Below are 14,427 nucleotides of genomic sequence, written 5' to 3' on the forward strand. Positions count from 1 at the left end.
ATGACAGCGGCATCCAAGCAGCCCTCCGGGCTGCTTCTTACGTTAATAGTCGTCAGATCATGGTGGGGCCCGCGCGTCGAAAAAGCCTTATCGCAATGCTTGCCTTACTGCCTGCCCTGGTGATTTTCTGCGCCTTTTGGCTACTGCCTTTTTCGCGTCTGATCATGATGGGCGCCGAGCCTGATCCGAGCAGTGGTATTAGCGCCTACCTGACCATTCTTACCCATCGTCAGTACTTAATTAGTCTAGCGACCACCGTGGGTCTCTCGCTGGTAGTGTCACTGGTAGCGGTTGCCATTGCGGGCGTTGCCGGTTTTTTTCTCGCCCGTCAGCGCTTTTTTGGCAAATCCATACTAGTGGCTATCCTCACCTTTCCGCTGGCTTTTCCAGGCGTGGTGGTGGGCTTTTTGGTCATCATGCTGGGGGACGCCAAGGCGCCTTGGCGCAGACCAGCCTGTGGCTGTTTGGCGAGCGTTGGATGTTCGCTTACTCACTGGCCGGACTCTTTATTGGCTACCTCTACTTCTCCATTCCTCGTGTTATTACCACGGTGATGGCAGCCTGCGACAACCTGGATCAAAGCCTTGAAGAGGCAGCTCGCTCGTTAGGCGCTAACACCTGGCAGGTCACCAAAGACGTTATCGTGCCCGGCATTGCACCCGCGCTGCTCTCAACCGGTGCCATCTGCTTTGCCACCAGTATGGGCGCCTTTGGTACGGCGTTTACCCTGGGCACGCAGTTGAGCATTCTACCGCTCAATATCTACGGCGAATTCACCAACTACGCTAACTTCGCCATGGCAGCCGCGCTTTCAGTGGTATTGGGCGTGATCACCTGGATGGCATTGAGTCTTGCCCGCAGGCTGGCTGGCGGCAACTTGGGAGCCTCGGTATGAAATCTCGCCTACGCTTCACGCTGCAATTGGGCTTCACCCTGCTGGTGTGCCTGTTCATGATCGTGCCCGTCGCCATGTCGGTCATGGCGGGGCTGACCGAAAACTACTTTGTCGGCCTTGAGAGTGGCCTGACCCTGCGCTGGGTGGATGAGGTGTGGCAGCTCTACGCCGATACCATCTGGCTCTCAATTAAACTGGCGCTGGCCTGCTTATTGATCACTATCCTGATTGGCGTACCCGCCGCCTATGGCCTGCTGCGCAGCCGTCGCCGCTGGGCCAATGCGCTTGAAGAACTCCTACTGCTACCAGTTGCCGTGCCTGGGCTGGCCACCGCGCTTGCCCTACTGCTTGCCTATGGCAGCTACCGTGAATTTCGTGGCAGCTGGCTATTTATTCTTGTTGGCCATGTGCTGTTTACCTTGCCCTTTATGGTGCGCGCAGTGCTCTCCGTGATGCAAACCGCCAAGCTTCCCCAACTGGAAGAAGCCGCCGCCAGCTTAGGCGCCAGTTTTCGGCAACGCTTTTTCGGGGTGGTCATCCCCAACTGTATGAGCGGTATTTTGGCGGGGGCGCTGATGGTGGTCACCCTATCGATCGGTGAATTCAACATTACCTGGATGCTGCATACCCCATTAACCAAAACGCTACCGGTCGGCTTAGCCGACAGCTATGCCTCGATGCGCCTTGAAATCGGCTCAGCCTACACGCTGATATTTCTGGTGATGGTGGTGCCCTTGCTAGTGGCGATTCAGTGGGCAGGCCGACTCACCGAGCAGCGCCGCTAAGTTTTATTATTTGAGAATCCGTTATGAGTTCATCTGTCAGCATTACGCTACACCAATGCAGCCGCACCTTCGCTGGCGGCAACACAGCGCTCCAGCCGCTTGATTTACAGGTCGATGCGGGCGAAACCCTGGTACTGCTGGGCCCTTCCGGCTGCGGTAAAACCACCACCCTGCGCATTATTAGCGGCCTGGAAAGCCCCGACAAAGGCGGGCAAGTGCTGTTTGGCGAGCGCGATGTCACTGCCCTGCCAATCGAGAAGCGCGACGTAGGGATGGTGTTTCAAAACTATGCGTTATTTCCCAACATGAGCGTTGCCGACAACATTGCCTACGGCTTGAAAATACAGCGTTTGCCACGGGCAGAAATTGCCCAAAGGCTTGACGAAATCATGCGCATGGTCGACTTACAAGGCTTTGGCGATCGGCGCATCGACGCCCTCTCCGGCGGGCAGAAGCAGCGCGTCGCCCTCGCCCGCCATCGCCGTGCGCCCCAAGGTACTGCTGTTTGACGAGCCATTGGCGGCCCTCGACGCTAAACTGCGCGACCGCCTACGCATCGAGATTGGCCAACTGCTGCGTGAATTGGGCACTACTGCGGTCTACGTCACCCACGATCAAGACGAGGCGATGGCCTTGGGTGACCGCATCGCGGTAATGCAAGCCGGACGCATTGCGCAGTTGGGCACGCCCCAAGAGATTTACCACCAGCCAGCCAATGCCTTTGTGGCCGATTTTATTGGCGCGGTTAACTGCCTGGACGTGATCGGCAGCCGAGAAGAGGGAAGGTTGTTGGTACATGGTGGGGAACTCTCTGCCTCTCACTTGCTGGGCGCACCTACGGTCTACTGCCGACCAGAAGATATTCAGGTAGTGCCGCTTGACCAAGCCGATGTAAGAGGTACTGTAGTGCAAAGCATTTTCCTAGGGCAGAGCCAACGCCTAATGGTCGATACTGGCGACGCCTCACCACTCCAGATTGAGGCTCCTTCTCGCCAGCAGTGGCCAAACGGTACCGCGATTGGCCTGGCACTCCCCTCCCGCGTGCTTTTTCACCCAGATAAGCCCACTGCCCCGGTTGATGCCAAGGAGGCGGCCAATGGCTGATCAAGGTTTGAACATTCAAAAAGCCCCTCATGCCCAGCAATGCCTTATCGCCCAGATTAGCGATCCGCACATCAAGGCGGGCGGTAAACTCTCTTACCGCCAGGTGGACACCGCCAGTGCGCTGCGCCAGGCAATCAGCACGCTCAATCACCTAGCACCGCGGCCCGACCTGGTGCTGATTAGCGGTGACTTGGTGGATTTTGGCCACCCCGACGAGTACGCCACCTTTAAGCAAATCCTGGCCGACCTGACGCTTCCGGTGTACTTGATACCTGGCAATCATGATGACCGCGAGCCTCTGCGCGCCGCCTTTCCCGAGCACCGTTATCTGTTTCAGCACCGCGACTATTTACACTGGGTCGTGGATGACTACCCGGTACGCCTAGTGGGGCTCGACTCATCGGTGCCGGACAAACCTCATGGGGAGCTAAGCGATGAGAGCCTGGCGTGGTTGGATACGACGCTGGCGGAGCAGCCCGATAAACCGACGCTGGTCATGGTGCATCACCACCCGTTCGTGAGTGGCATCGACCATATGGATCGCCAGCCGCTGAAGCGACCAGAGGCGCTCGCCGACGTCATTGGCAAGCACCCCCAGGTCGATCGCGTGCTCTGCGGGCACCTACACCGTTCGATCCAAGCGCGCTTTGCTAATACTCTGGCGATGAGCTGCCCTGGGGTTTCCCATCAGGTTAGCCTGGATCTCACTCCAGACGGCCCCGCGCACTTCCAGCTAGAGCCTCCCGGTTACCTGTTGCATCAGTGGTCGGCGGCTAACGGCATGGTGACTCACCAAGGGTTTATTGAGCGCTACCCTGGCCCTTTCCCGTTTTATGATGCTAATGGGCTGATTGATTAGGTCGTTAAACTGGGGGCGAGCGCTGCGCTGTCTGTGTTAGCCAGCGCCAGCTCCCAGGCTTGTACCATCTGCTTTTTCTCTAATCCCCAACGGTAGCCGCCAAGCGCGCCGCTTTGTTGAATCACCCGATGGCAGGGGATCCATAGCGCGATGGGATTAGCCCCCACCGCATTGCCCACTGCTCGGGACGATTTAGGTGATCCCAGCGCCTGAGCAATATGGGAATAGCTGGCAAATTGCCCCTCGGGGATCGTTAACAGCGCTCGCCAAACCGCTATTTGGAAGTTGGTGCCAGTGACGTGTAGCGAGACAGCGGTAGCCCCCTCTTCAGGCTCAGTAAACAGCCTTTCCACCGCATAGCGAGTGGACGCAGTGTTATGTTGAAAGGTGCTGCGCGGCCACTCCTTGGCCAACCTTGCCAGTAACTCCTCCGAATTAGTCATATCGACAAACCCCATTCGGCAGATACCCCGGGGCGTTACCGCGACGAATAGGCGACCTAAAGGTGTTTCGTGAACGCCATAAGCGATCTCCACTCCTTCACCCTGGCGCTTATACTCGCCGGGCGTGACCGCCTCTAACTGAACAAAGTGGTCGTAAAGCCGCGAGCCACCGCTCAGCCCAAGGGTATGGGCGATATCCAGCAAAGAAGTGGACGAATGCATCAACTGCTTACCGCGCTCTAAGGTGAGTGCCTGCAAAAAGCGTTTGGGACTAATCCCCGCATAGCGACAAAACAGCCGCTGGAAGTGGAAGGCACTCAAATGAACATGAGCAGCTACCGTTTCCAGGTTGGGCTGTTCCGCCGCATGAGCCACCATATAGGCCATGGCTTTTTCGATACGCTCATAGTCATTCATTGGGTTATCTCTCTGGCCGTCGGGGTCGGGGCTGCTTAGTTCCTTTCAGCCTAAGCCTTCACGGGCGAGCTGCCGACCCGAATCTTGCGCACTGGCGGGTGTTCAGACAGTTTATGTTTAAAAGAGACGCTATGTTTAACAGACATTTCCACTCGTTTTCGCTAGGGTAATGCCCCGCCTCCATTGACGGTACACGATACGCCCATGCAAGACTTGATCAATGACATTGCCGCAGCCATGGTAAACGCCGAAGAACGCGGTAAGGTCGCAGACTATATTCCCGAGCTTGGCCATGTTGACCCACAGCAGTTTGCCATTTCGCTCGCCACGGTGGATGGCAAAGTGTACTCGGCGGGTTGTGCTACCACGCCCTTCTCGATTCAGAGTATCTCGAAAGTATTTACGCTGACCATTGCACTAGGGCAAGTGGGTGATTCGCTGTGGTCAAAAGTAGGCCGCGAGCCCTCAGGGATCCCTTCAACTCCATCGTGCAACTAGAGCATGAAAGCGGCAAACCGCGTAACCCGTTTATCAATGCCGGGGCCATTGCGGTAGTCGATGCGATCATGATGGGCCACGAGCCCAAAGAGACACTTGGCGAGATTCTTAGCTTTGTGCGCTATATCGCCGATGACGACAGCATTTACTTCGACCACGCGGTGGCCGCTTCAGAAATGGCCCACCGCGACCGCAACGCCTCACTGGCGCACTTTATGAAAGCCTTTGGCCGCCTACGCCATGATGTCGATAAGGTGCTAGGCACCTATTTTCACCAGTGCGCTATCGCCATGAGCTGTGAGCAGTTGGCCCATGCCGGGCTATTTTTGGCCTCGGATGGTATCAACAAACCCAGTGGCATTCGCGTGGTAGCCCCCCAGCGCGCACGGCGTATCAATTCACTAATGATGATGTGCGGGCACTACGACGCCTCGGGAGAGTTCGCATTTCGCGTCGGCCTGCCTGGCAAAAGTGGCGTGGGCGGTGGCATTCTGGCGATTGCACCCGGCCATGGCTCCATCGCAGTTTGGTCGCCGGGGCTGGATGCCTACGGCAACAGTTTTCTGGGCACCCAGGCGCTCGAAATGTTTGTGCAGCGCACCGGCTGGTCGGTTTTTGGGCATTAGCAGGGCAACGCTTTAAGCAACGATCTCAATTTTGTTCAATACCGCCCACAAGCGCTACTGCATTCTCCTTGCATTATCTGAGGAGAATGACAATGAGCGCTTCACCCCTGCTATCTTTGCTGCTACCCATGTCCGCCTTTGCCCTCGCAGCGTCTATTTCGCCGGGGCCGGTCAACATCGTTTGTTTGAGTAGCGGTACGCACTACCCTATTGCTAAAGGGCTTGTTTTTGTAACCGGCGCCACGCTCGGGTTTATCGCGCTATTTTTAGCCATCGGCGCGGGGCTTTACTCCCTGCTGAATGTGCTGCCGCTGCTGGAAGAGTTTTTGCGCTGGGCAGGCATTCTGTTTTTACTCTATCTCAGCTATCAACTTTTACAGCACGATGGGCGCTTGCAGGAGCGAGGCGGCGTCAAAGCGCCAGGGTTTATGACAGGTGCCATGATGCAGTGGCTCAACCCCAAGGCGTGGCTGGCGTCTGCCGCTGGCATTGGCGCCTACACCACTGCTAATGAGCCCCATCTGCTATGGCTGTTCGCCGGCCTCTATCTGCCTATTTGCTGGCTATCGCTGGCCAGTTGGGTATATGCAGGCGCTTTTCTGAAACGCTATGTTCATCGTCCGATTGTCTTACTGACGATTAACCGCGCACTCGCTATCTGCCTGGCGGCTAGCGCTATTGTCTTACTGGTTGAGTAGCGGGTAGCGGTACTGGTTGGGTGTCGCTGCTACCAGCCGCTTGAACGTCCTTTGAAAGTGGGGCTGGTCATTAAAGCCAGCGTTCAAAGCCGCCTCAACGATAGGTTGCCCTTGTTTTAACGCTTGCTGCCCCAGCTGAATGCGCTGATTAATCAGGTAAGCATGGGGTGTTAGTCCGAAGTGCTGTTTAAAGGCGCGAATCAGGTGCCCAGCACTATAGCCGGACTGCTCACATAGGCGTTCTAGCGATATATCAGCGCTACAATTGGCACGCAAATAGGCCGCGACCTGTTCTAGCGCACTGGGCGCTTGGGGCAATACCGCGGGGGATTCCTGAGCAAGCACTTGCATCATGATGGACAAGTATTCGACTAGCGCCGTTTGCTTATCGCTAATCTCGCGATGTTCATCCAGCAAACAAGCAGCCATATCGCAGTACCCGGCATAAAGCGCTGGCTGGGTAATGACGGCGGTGGCGATATCTTGCCAATACGGCGTATTCAACAGGCCCAATTGGTAACGCAATTCACTCAGCCACTCGGTATCGACGTAGAGCATCATGTACGCCCAGGGCTGGTTCTCGATGGGGTTGCAGGCATGCACCCAGTAGGGGTTCATCATAACGATGTCACCCGCTAATCTGATGCGTCGCATCGCGATAGCAAAAAGTGCTTTTACCTGCGGTAATGGCCCCCAGCGACCAATGCGTATGGCTGTGCGGCGCATAGCAAACTTGTCGCGCGTCGCTAATCTTGCGCAGCTCCACATAGGGCATACGCGCATCGCGCCAGAAGATAGGTGACGAAATGGTACTCATGCTCTGCTCGCAATAGTTAAAAATAGCGATTCATTACCTACGCTGAACAATAGCACAGCACAAGCACAGTATGGGCCGCTATACTGCTCTATACGCTAGATTGCATAGGAATGCGCAACGCCATATTAGTCAGGAGGACGCCATGGCCAACAGTATGAAAAACCGCAACCACTGGGATGCGATTACCCTTTATGCCCGCATGGGTTATGCCTCCCGCGGCATTGTGTATGTATTAGTGGGTAGCCTAGCAGCGCTGGCAGCATTTGGACAAGGCGGCCAAACAGAAGGCAGTCGTGGCGCCTTAGAACGTTTGCTCACCGCTCCCTTCGGTAAAGTCTTGTTAGCCATTATGGCCATCGGCTTGGTGGGCTACGCTATGTGGCGAATCATCCAGGCGGTTAAAGACACTGACCATCACGGCAACGGCGCCAAGGGGCTGGCAATTCGTGCGGGCTTATTGGCGAGCGCCATTACCCACACGTTGTTGTCTTTTTTTGCCGCCACGCTCATCTTTCAATTTGCGGGCTCTTCAGGTGATTCTGGTGGCGGTTCGCAAGGTGTCGCGGGCTGGCTGATGCAGCAGCCTTTCGGGCGCTGGCTGGTCGCTGGGGTTGGCCTAATCATGATAGGGGTAGGTATGGCCCACGCGCTTAAAGGCTACAAGGCCAAATTCGACAAACACTTCGCTATGCCACCACAAACGCAACAATGGGCCTACCCTATTTGCCGTTTCGGCTTAGTGATTCGTGGTGCTGTGTTTGTGATCGTGGGTAGCTTTTTTATCATCGCCGCTTATCAAATCAATCCCAATCAAGCAGGCGGTATGAGCGAGGTGTTTAGCACCCTGCGAAGCCAGCCCTTCGGTCAGTGGTTGCTTGGTTTTGTCGCGCTGGGACTTTTTGCGTTTGGCCTTTACAGCCTATTAGCGGCTGTCTATCGCCGCATTAATCCCGAAGTGTAAGACCTGCATGGCCATAACATCCAAATGCACTAAGTAGTGGTTTGAGCGCATTAACCGCTCGAAGAATATGCTGTGTCTACTCGCCACCCTCTCCTTTCTGGAGACTATTCTTCTGTCCATTCCTATTGAACTGGTATTGACACTCCTGTTGCTGGTGGTGTAAGCCGTGAATCGGTGGCAACCAGCTAAATACCGTAATCTCGCTCGACTTTGGCGATACGGGTTTTGAAGTGCTGGTACCACTGCTGATGGCCTAGCCGCTGAGCTTCTTGATGCTCAGCATGGGCTTTCCACGCTTTAATAGATGCCAAATCGGCCCAGTAAGAAACTGTTACACCCACCTCATTACGGGCAGACTCCACCCCTAAAAACCCCGGCTGCTGTGCTGCAAGCTCAACCATTCTTGCGGCCATTGCGTCATAGCCGTTATCGACCTCGGTGCGTAGTGAAGTGAAAATAACGGCGTAGTAAGGCGGTTCAAGGGTAGTGGCAATCAGGGACATGGCATCACCGGGATCCTTGGATCAGAGGCTTCGAAGCATATCCCATGAAACAAAAAATGTATTCAGGGAGCCCACTGCCAGTTGCTGCCAAACCGTACCACAGGCAGTGGGAAGAGCTGTGAGCCTAGGCGTCATCCTGCGCCTTACCAGGCGTCGCTGCCGTATGCTTGGCTTTCATATCCTTGAACGCTTCCATAATGTCCATTGGTAATGGGAAGACAATGGTTGACGCGTTTTTATTGCTCATGTCGCTCATGGTTTGCAGGTAGCGCAGTTGCAGCGCGGCAGAGTTTTCCTGCATGACATTGGCCGCCTCGACCAGTTTCTTGGATGCTTGCAGTTCCCCTTCGGCGTGAATCACCTTAGCGCGACGCTCACGCTCCGCCTCTGCCTGGCGCGCAATGGCGCGAATCATGCTCTCATCCAAATCTACATGCTTAATTTCAACATTGGCGACCTTGATACCCCACGCTTCGGTTTGGGTATCGATGATTTCCTGGATATCGTCGTTGAGCTTATCGCGCTCGGAAAGCATCTCATCCAGATCATGCTTACCCAGCACGGAGCGCAAAGTGGTCTGCGCCAGTTGACTGGTCGCCTGGGTAAAATTCTCGACTTGAATGATTGCCTTTTCTGGATCGACGACGCGGAAAAAAGCACCGCATTAACTTTAACGGTGACGTTATCCTGAGAGATTACGTCCTGTTCCGGCACATCCATGGTAATGACGCGCAGATCCACCACCTCCATCTTCTGAATGGCGGGGATCACAATGACTAGCCCAGGCCCTTTCACTATCTGATAACGCCCCAGAAAGAACACTACGCCGCGTTTATATTCTGGCAGTATGCGAATAGAGGCGGCGATCAACATCACCACCAGCACGACAGGAACTAAATACGAAATAATCATTGGACACCTCGTTTAGCTGTGGGTCGGTTATGTCAGAAAGTGGGCACTAGCGGGGCGTCACATATACCGTTAAGCCATCAAGGCGCACCACCACAAGCTTTTCACCTCGTTTGACTGGCACATCGCTCACTGCGTTCCAGCGCTCGCCATGCAGCCTTACATGGCCGCTGGTCTCAAAATCATCCAGTGCAACCGCATCTGCGCCGATTAACTGCTCCGCGCCAGTGTGTGCCGGACGACGGCGCAGCGTTGCAAAGCGTGTTAACGTCCATAGCATTAGCCCCCCGGACACCAATGCCACACCACCGATTAGTGGTAGCGAAATGGCAAGATGCTCCGCGTCCATCAGCATTACCGAACCAAGTACAAAGGCAATGATGCCGCCAACCCCCAGCACGCCGAAGCTAGGCTAAATGCCTCACCCACCATCAACGCCAGCCCGACCACCATCAGCGCAAGCCCGGCGTAGTTAATCGGCAGCACCTGAAACGCAAACAGGGCGAGCAGCAAGCAAATCAAGCCAATGGTGCCGGGAACAGGCTGCCGGGATTGGCCAGCTCGAAAACCAGCCCGTAAAAGCCGATGACCATCAAGAAGAAGGCTATGTTGGGATTAGTGATCAGCGATAGCACCTGGGTGCGCCAATCAGGGTCGAAGCGTTCAATGGTGAGGCCTGCGGTCTCAAGCGTAGCATCGCCACTTTCCATGACCACGCTCATGCCGTCAATCTGCTCAAGGAGATCGTCAAGATCGCGCGCCACCACATTGATGACGTTCTGCTCCAGCGCCTCGCTGGCAGTGAAATTGACCGCATTGCGCACGGCCTCTTCAGCCCAATCGGCATTGCGATCATGGCGTTCCGCTAGGCTGCGGATAAAGCTCACCGCATCTTCCATCACCTTGCGTTCCATGGCGCTGCCCTCGCCATCCGACTCCTCAGCCGAATTATCTTCTTCGTCTTCATCGCTGCCGAGCAGCCCACCGCCCATCTGTACCGGCGTGGCCGAGCCGAGATGCGTCGAGGGGGCCATGGCAGCCACGTGGCTACCGTAAAGTAGATAGGTGCCCGCGCTTGCCGCTCGCGCACCACTGGGGAAAACGTACATCACCACGGGAATGTCAGCGTTGAGCATCTCGCGAATCATGTCGCGGGTGGTGTCGACCAACCCGCCGGGGGTATCGAGCTCGACGATCACCACCTCACTGCCCTGCTCGCGGGCTTTATCCAGCCCACGCTCAAAGTAGTCCTTGGTAGCCGGGCCGATGGCGCCTTCAATATTAAGCACCAGAACGCTTGGTGAAGCGCTTTGTGCCATGGCCTGCCATGTAAACGACATAGTAGCCATTAGCAAACCGGCAACCATCAACCAGAGCCAGTGCGGTTTGAGAGAAAGGGTTTGCATACCCACTCCTCGCATTCAACGCCTTGAACATTCCCGTCTGAATCTGCAGCCTATCCATAGCAACATACACAAGGCTATCTACTCAACGTAGCAGCCAAATTGAGCTTCGTCATGAACAACGTGATGGCAGGATTCGAGGGGAAAAGGAGCCTGAACCAAGGCGATGCTGCAAACCAGAGGTGGTTGCAATATTTTGAGGAGTCGGTTAGTTCAAGTAATAACCACTAACTTTCCACGTGCCCTCTTCCAAGTGAGGAGTGATGGTTTCCGTAATCTGCGATGATCTGTTTTCAAAACGTGTTTGGAACGTCAAAACCGCGTAGTCATCTCTTGGAGCCCCAGGCATAGAGGTTTCGCGGACAACGCTTACTCGCCGACGCGACTGAACCGCACCAAAGTCACGACGCGCTGCACCAATCGTCCGTTCTAACATGTGCGGTGAAAGCGGCTTTTTTAGTAGTGAAGATGACGATTCCCATGCCTGCTCATACTGACCACTATCGATGGCTTCTAGCCACGCCAACGCCGCCGCCTCTGCCGCACTCGAGTTTGCCTGCGCTTGGTTAGACAGAATGAGAAGCAAGGTGATGATAAAGATCAGCATTTTCGGCATAACGGGCACTCTCGGCATTTAGCAACGACCAGAGAAATCTCGATGGTCTTAGGTATATATCGGTCATCGTCAGAGTTTCTTTAGGGCTGCAAGATGTATTTGCGTAATCGTTAAACTCCAAGCTGTGCCTGCTTCTCAAACCCTACTCGCTCGTTTACTATGCGCCACCCACCCTATTTCAGTAGCCACTATTAGGTCACTATGTCCGTCAATGCCCTCTATACCGACCTTTCTGGCTACTACGATTTGATGTGCGTGGATATCGACTATCAAGCGCAAAGCCACGCCATTCGCAGCTGCATCAGATTTTCGGTAACGGCGGAACGACACACCTAGATTTAGCCTGTGGCACCGGCCCACACGTGCGCCATTTTATTGATTTTGGATACGCCAGTAGCGGGCTTGATATTAATCAACCCATGCTGGATATTGCCACCACGCGTTGCTCAGAAGCACACTTCACGTTGCAAGACATGAGTGACTTCAAGGCCAACGAGCCTCAAGACTTAATCACCTGCTTTTTATACTCAATCCACTACAACGATGGGATTGAAAAGCTAAAAGCGTGTATATCCAGTGCTCATTGTGCCCTCAAGTCTGGTGGTATTTCTGTTTTAACGCAGTCGATAAAGACAAAATCGATAACGCTTTATCTGTTAAACACAGCGCCCAACAAGAAAGCGATTTATTCACGTTCCGCTCGGGATGGCACTACAGTGGCCAAGGTGAAAAGCAGTCGCGTAGGCTCAGCATTGAAAAAGCCAACGCTGAAGGAACACAGCTATGGAACGACGAACACCCCATGGTAGCCGTCAGCTTTGCGGAGTTAAGCGCACTCTTAGCGCCTCACTTTGAGGTTCATGTGTTTGAGCACAACTATGAAAAAATCATCCCTGGGATAACGCCTCTGGAAACGCTATTTTTGTCTGTGTGAAGGTTTAGTCGTCTTCGACTAGCGGTTCTCCACTTTCTCAAGAAATATCACTGATAACCCCGCTGCAATGAACATTGCTCCAGCGCCCATATTCAGGCCTTGAATTACGCGCGGACGACTCTCCAACCAGCGCGCAAACATAGATGAAAAGAGACCCAGCACGGCGAATATAGCGAATGCCATAAAAGCAAACCAAGCACCTAGCAATAGCGTTTGCAACGCAATCGATCCCTGCGCCGGCGATACAAATTGAGGAATAAATGCCAAGATAAATAGCGCGGGCTTCGGATTAAGCACGTTGGTTAGAAACCCAGTGGTTAAAACCACGCGGTAAGACAAACGACGATGCGATGAAAATGCAATCAAGTCTCTGGAACGTAATGCTTTAATACCTAACCAAATCAAATACCCGGCCCCAATCAATTTAACGGCGCTAAAGGCAACGGCAGAGGTCTGGATAAGAGCCGCCAAACCAAGAAAAGCGACAACCACATGCACCATCAGCCCCATTCCAGCTCCTACGCTGGAGACACAAGCCGCTAGACGCCCCTGGCTAAGTCCACGACTAACGGCGAGTATATTATCAGGCCCCGGCACTAGAATTATTAAAACGCATGCGGCAGTGAAAGCCATCCATGTTTCGATTGGTATCATGTCTCTCTCCTATCCCAAAACTTACGCTTACCCGTATTAATGGCAAAACCGTGCGTGCGCATCGGATGGGGCGTTATGCATTGAACCCTACCTGATACCTCTGCTTGCTTGGGCTGAATCCTGAAGACTCGTAGAACCTGTGTCGCGGGGTCTTTAGACCTCGTCATAAGCGCCGCTTTATAACAGCCAGCTTGCTGGGCAAAGTCTATAGCACACCTAAGATTGGCCTTACCGATACGTTGCTTGCGGTGATCCTTGGAAACAATCACATTTTCAATGATTGCATGCGGTCGACCAGACCAATTCAAATTAGCACACATATTTACGGTACAGGTACCCATCATGCCATTATCAGTGAAGGTACTAACGATGCATCCCCCCTTTATGATATTGAACCAAAGACCCGCGGCAATTCCTCATCCACTACTGAAGTTGCCTCATCCCTGCAAATAAAAATTAATTCACTGCGTCTGTGACCAATAGTCATTTCTCTTTGAATCTAGGAGCCAGTATATGAACGTTCTGATTCAGAAAGGCTTTAACCTTGAGAAGGCTGGGCCTGTCGCTAAGCTATATGAAGAAGCTTTCGGCGCTAAATTCGCGAGCGCAATACCTGACAAGGCTAAGCGCATTCAATTACTCTCCGACTGTTTTGTCCCTGAATTTTCCTTTACTGCCATCTTTGAAGATGAGGTCATTGGGCTAGCAGGGTTTCAGCAGCCCAATGGTTCGCTAACGAGCGGAATCGGGATGAAACAGCTGATAGGCAAGCTTGGAACATTGAAAGGGCTCTGGGCATGTCTGGTGTTCAGCTTATTCGAGCGCAAGCCAAAATCTCAAGAATTGGTGATGGATGGGATTTCTGTCGATAGCCGATTCCGAGGGCGAGGCATAGGTTCCAGACTCTTGGATAGCATTATTGCACATGCCGTGGATAATGGTTTCGAGACGATCCGCTTAGACGTTATCGATAGCAACCCGAGAGCAAGGAGGCTGTACGAGTCCAAGGGATTTATCGCCGTAAACGAAGAGCATTTTCCCTACTTGAAATGGTTAATCGGCTTTTCTGGGTCAACAACCATGGTGTTGAAGGTAGCAAGTTTAACTTAGCAGACAATGCTCGCCCTCTCGAAAGCATATCCCTTCAGAGGTGAGAGCCTGGCGCCTAGATGTTCATTCATAATCGCCATTGTCAGATATTACCCTTCGGCCACACATGGCCGAAATTGCCCCCTTTGTGACCGCTTAACGCATCGTTGGCAGAATGCGTAACAGCTAATCTGTAACCTCACTTCAACACGATGA

General features: G+C 53.9%; 16 protein-coding genes and 4 pseudogenes. 11 read left to right on the forward strand and 9 right to left on the reverse strand.

Annotated features, from left to right (window positions below; genetic code table 11):
* Positions 1-95: 95 nt before the first annotated feature.
* From FDY98_RS28150 to FDY98_RS14160, 6 genes are read left to right on the forward strand one after another with little or no spacing between them, the layout of a single operon-like run.
* Positions 96-554, forward strand: a complete 459-nt coding sequence (locus FDY98_RS28150; protein ID WP_340146559.1) for a hypothetical protein — start codon at positions 96-98, stop codon at positions 552-554.
* Positions 479-895, forward strand: coding sequence for an ABC transporter permease subunit (locus FDY98_RS28155; protein WP_340146560.1), 417 nt, complete (start codon positions 479-481; stop codon positions 893-895). Before FDY98_RS28150 ends, FDY98_RS28155 begins: the two co-directional genes overlap by 76 nt.
* Positions 892-1,680, forward strand: a complete 789-nt coding sequence (locus tag FDY98_RS14150) for an ABC transporter permease (protein WP_022523128.1) — start codon at positions 892-894, stop codon at positions 1,678-1,680. Before FDY98_RS28155 ends, FDY98_RS14150 begins: the two co-directional genes overlap by 4 nt.
* A gap of 23 nt (positions 1,681-1,703) precedes the next feature.
* The gene (locus FDY98_RS28160) at positions 1,704-2,189 is read left to right on the forward strand and encodes an ABC transporter ATP-binding protein (RefSeq protein WP_340146561.1); all 486 of its coding nucleotides are present in this window, start codon (positions 1,704-1,706) and stop codon (positions 2,187-2,189) included.
* Positions 2,164-2,784 carry an ABC transporter ATP-binding protein gene (locus tag FDY98_RS28165; RefSeq protein WP_340146562.1) on the forward strand — a complete coding sequence of 207 codons (621 nt, stop codon included), beginning with the start codon at positions 2,164-2,166 and terminating at the stop codon, positions 2,782-2,784. The genes FDY98_RS28160 and FDY98_RS28165 overlap by 26 nt, the downstream gene beginning before the upstream one ends.
* Complete coding sequence (locus tag FDY98_RS14160) at positions 2,777-3,643, forward strand: phosphodiesterase (protein ID WP_051430461.1); 867 nt, start codon at positions 2,777-2,779, stop codon at positions 3,641-3,643. The genes FDY98_RS28165 and FDY98_RS14160 overlap by 8 nt, the downstream gene beginning before the upstream one ends.
* Here the strand turns inward: FDY98_RS14160 and FDY98_RS14165 are convergent.
* Entirely contained in the window at positions 3,640-4,503 is an 864-nt protein-coding gene (locus FDY98_RS14165) for a bifunctional transcriptional activator/DNA repair enzyme AdaA (RefSeq protein ID WP_027957567.1), read from the reverse strand. The genes FDY98_RS14160 and FDY98_RS14165 overlap by 4 nt on opposite strands.
* Before the next feature lie 204 nt (positions 4,504-4,707).
* Between FDY98_RS14165 and FDY98_RS14170 the strand changes: the two are divergent.
* Both FDY98_RS14170 and FDY98_RS14175 read left to right on the forward strand, forming a co-directional pair.
* Positions 4,708-5,627: pseudogene (locus FDY98_RS14170) on the forward strand (glutaminase).
* Positions 5,628-5,719: 92 nt separating this feature from the next.
* Positions 5,720-6,325, forward strand: coding sequence for a LysE family translocator (locus tag FDY98_RS14175; protein ID WP_027957569.1), 606 nt, complete (start codon positions 5,720-5,722; stop codon positions 6,323-6,325).
* On the opposite strand, the gene FDY98_RS14180 is transcribed toward FDY98_RS14175, so the two are convergent.
* On the reverse strand, positions 6,311-6,946 hold the full coding sequence (locus FDY98_RS14180) for an AraC family transcriptional regulator (RefSeq protein ID WP_340146563.1): 636 nt from the start codon (positions 6,944-6,946) through the stop codon (positions 6,311-6,313). The two genes, FDY98_RS14175 and FDY98_RS14180, sit on opposite strands and share 15 nt — an antisense overlap.
* Before the next feature lie 7 nt (positions 6,947-6,953).
* A complete protein-coding gene (locus FDY98_RS28170; RefSeq protein WP_340146564.1) occupies positions 6,954-7,142 on the reverse strand; it encodes a hypothetical protein in 189 nt (62 codons plus the stop codon).
* Positions 7,143-7,284: 142 nt separating this feature from the next.
* Between FDY98_RS28170 and FDY98_RS14185 the strand changes: the two genes are divergently transcribed.
* The gene (locus FDY98_RS14185) at positions 7,285-8,103 is read left to right on the forward strand and encodes a DUF1206 domain-containing protein (RefSeq protein WP_027957570.1); all 819 of its coding nucleotides are present in this window, start codon (positions 7,285-7,287) and stop codon (positions 8,101-8,103) included.
* Positions 8,104-8,288: 185 nt separating this feature from the next.
* Here the strand turns inward: FDY98_RS14185 and FDY98_RS14190 are convergent, their stop codons facing one another.
* From FDY98_RS14190 to FDY98_RS14205, 4 genes and pseudogenes are all read right to left on the reverse strand, one after another.
* Positions 8,289-8,606 (reverse strand): antibiotic biosynthesis monooxygenase family protein, encoded by a 318-nt coding sequence (locus tag FDY98_RS14190; protein ID WP_027957571.1) that lies wholly within the window; start codon positions 8,604-8,606, stop codon positions 8,289-8,291.
* Positions 8,607-8,730: 124 nt separating this feature from the next.
* Positions 8,731-9,518: pseudogene (locus tag FDY98_RS14195) on the reverse strand (slipin family protein).
* Positions 9,519-9,564: 46 nt separating this feature from the next.
* Positions 9,565-10,921, reverse strand: a pseudogene (locus FDY98_RS14200) (NfeD family protein).
* Positions 10,922-11,126: 205 nt separating this feature from the next.
* A complete protein-coding gene (locus FDY98_RS14205; protein WP_022523117.1) occupies positions 11,127-11,534 on the reverse strand; it encodes a DUF4019 domain-containing protein in 408 nt (135 codons plus the stop codon).
* A gap of 201 nt (positions 11,535-11,735) precedes the next feature.
* On the opposite strand from FDY98_RS14205, the pseudogene FDY98_RS14210 reads away from it, so the two are divergent.
* A pseudogene (locus FDY98_RS14210) lies at positions 11,736-12,476 on the forward strand (class I SAM-dependent DNA methyltransferase).
* A gap of 10 nt (positions 12,477-12,486) precedes the next feature.
* Here the strand turns inward: FDY98_RS14210 and FDY98_RS14215 are convergent.
* A complete protein-coding gene (locus FDY98_RS14215) occupies positions 12,487-13,122 on the reverse strand; it encodes a LysE family translocator (RefSeq protein WP_009287029.1) in 636 nt (211 codons plus the stop codon).
* A complete protein-coding gene (locus FDY98_RS29555) occupies positions 13,119-13,466 on the reverse strand; it encodes a GNAT family N-acetyltransferase (RefSeq protein WP_051430460.1) in 348 nt (115 codons plus the stop codon). Before FDY98_RS29555 ends, FDY98_RS14215 begins: the two co-directional genes overlap by 4 nt.
* 169 nt (positions 13,467-13,635) lie before the next feature.
* Here FDY98_RS29555 and FDY98_RS14225 point away from each other — a divergent pair, with 169 nt between their 5' ends.
* The gene (locus tag FDY98_RS14225; protein ID WP_027957574.1) at positions 13,636-14,232 is read left to right on the forward strand and encodes a GNAT family N-acetyltransferase; all 597 of its coding nucleotides are present in this window, start codon (positions 13,636-13,638) and stop codon (positions 14,230-14,232) included.
* Positions 14,233-14,427: the final 195 nt, after the last annotated feature.

The sequence above is a fragment of the Halomonas sp. PA16-9 genome, assembly GCF_009728585.1.
Taxonomy (GTDB): Bacteria; Pseudomonadota; Gammaproteobacteria; order Pseudomonadales; family Halomonadaceae; genus Vreelandella; species Vreelandella titanicae.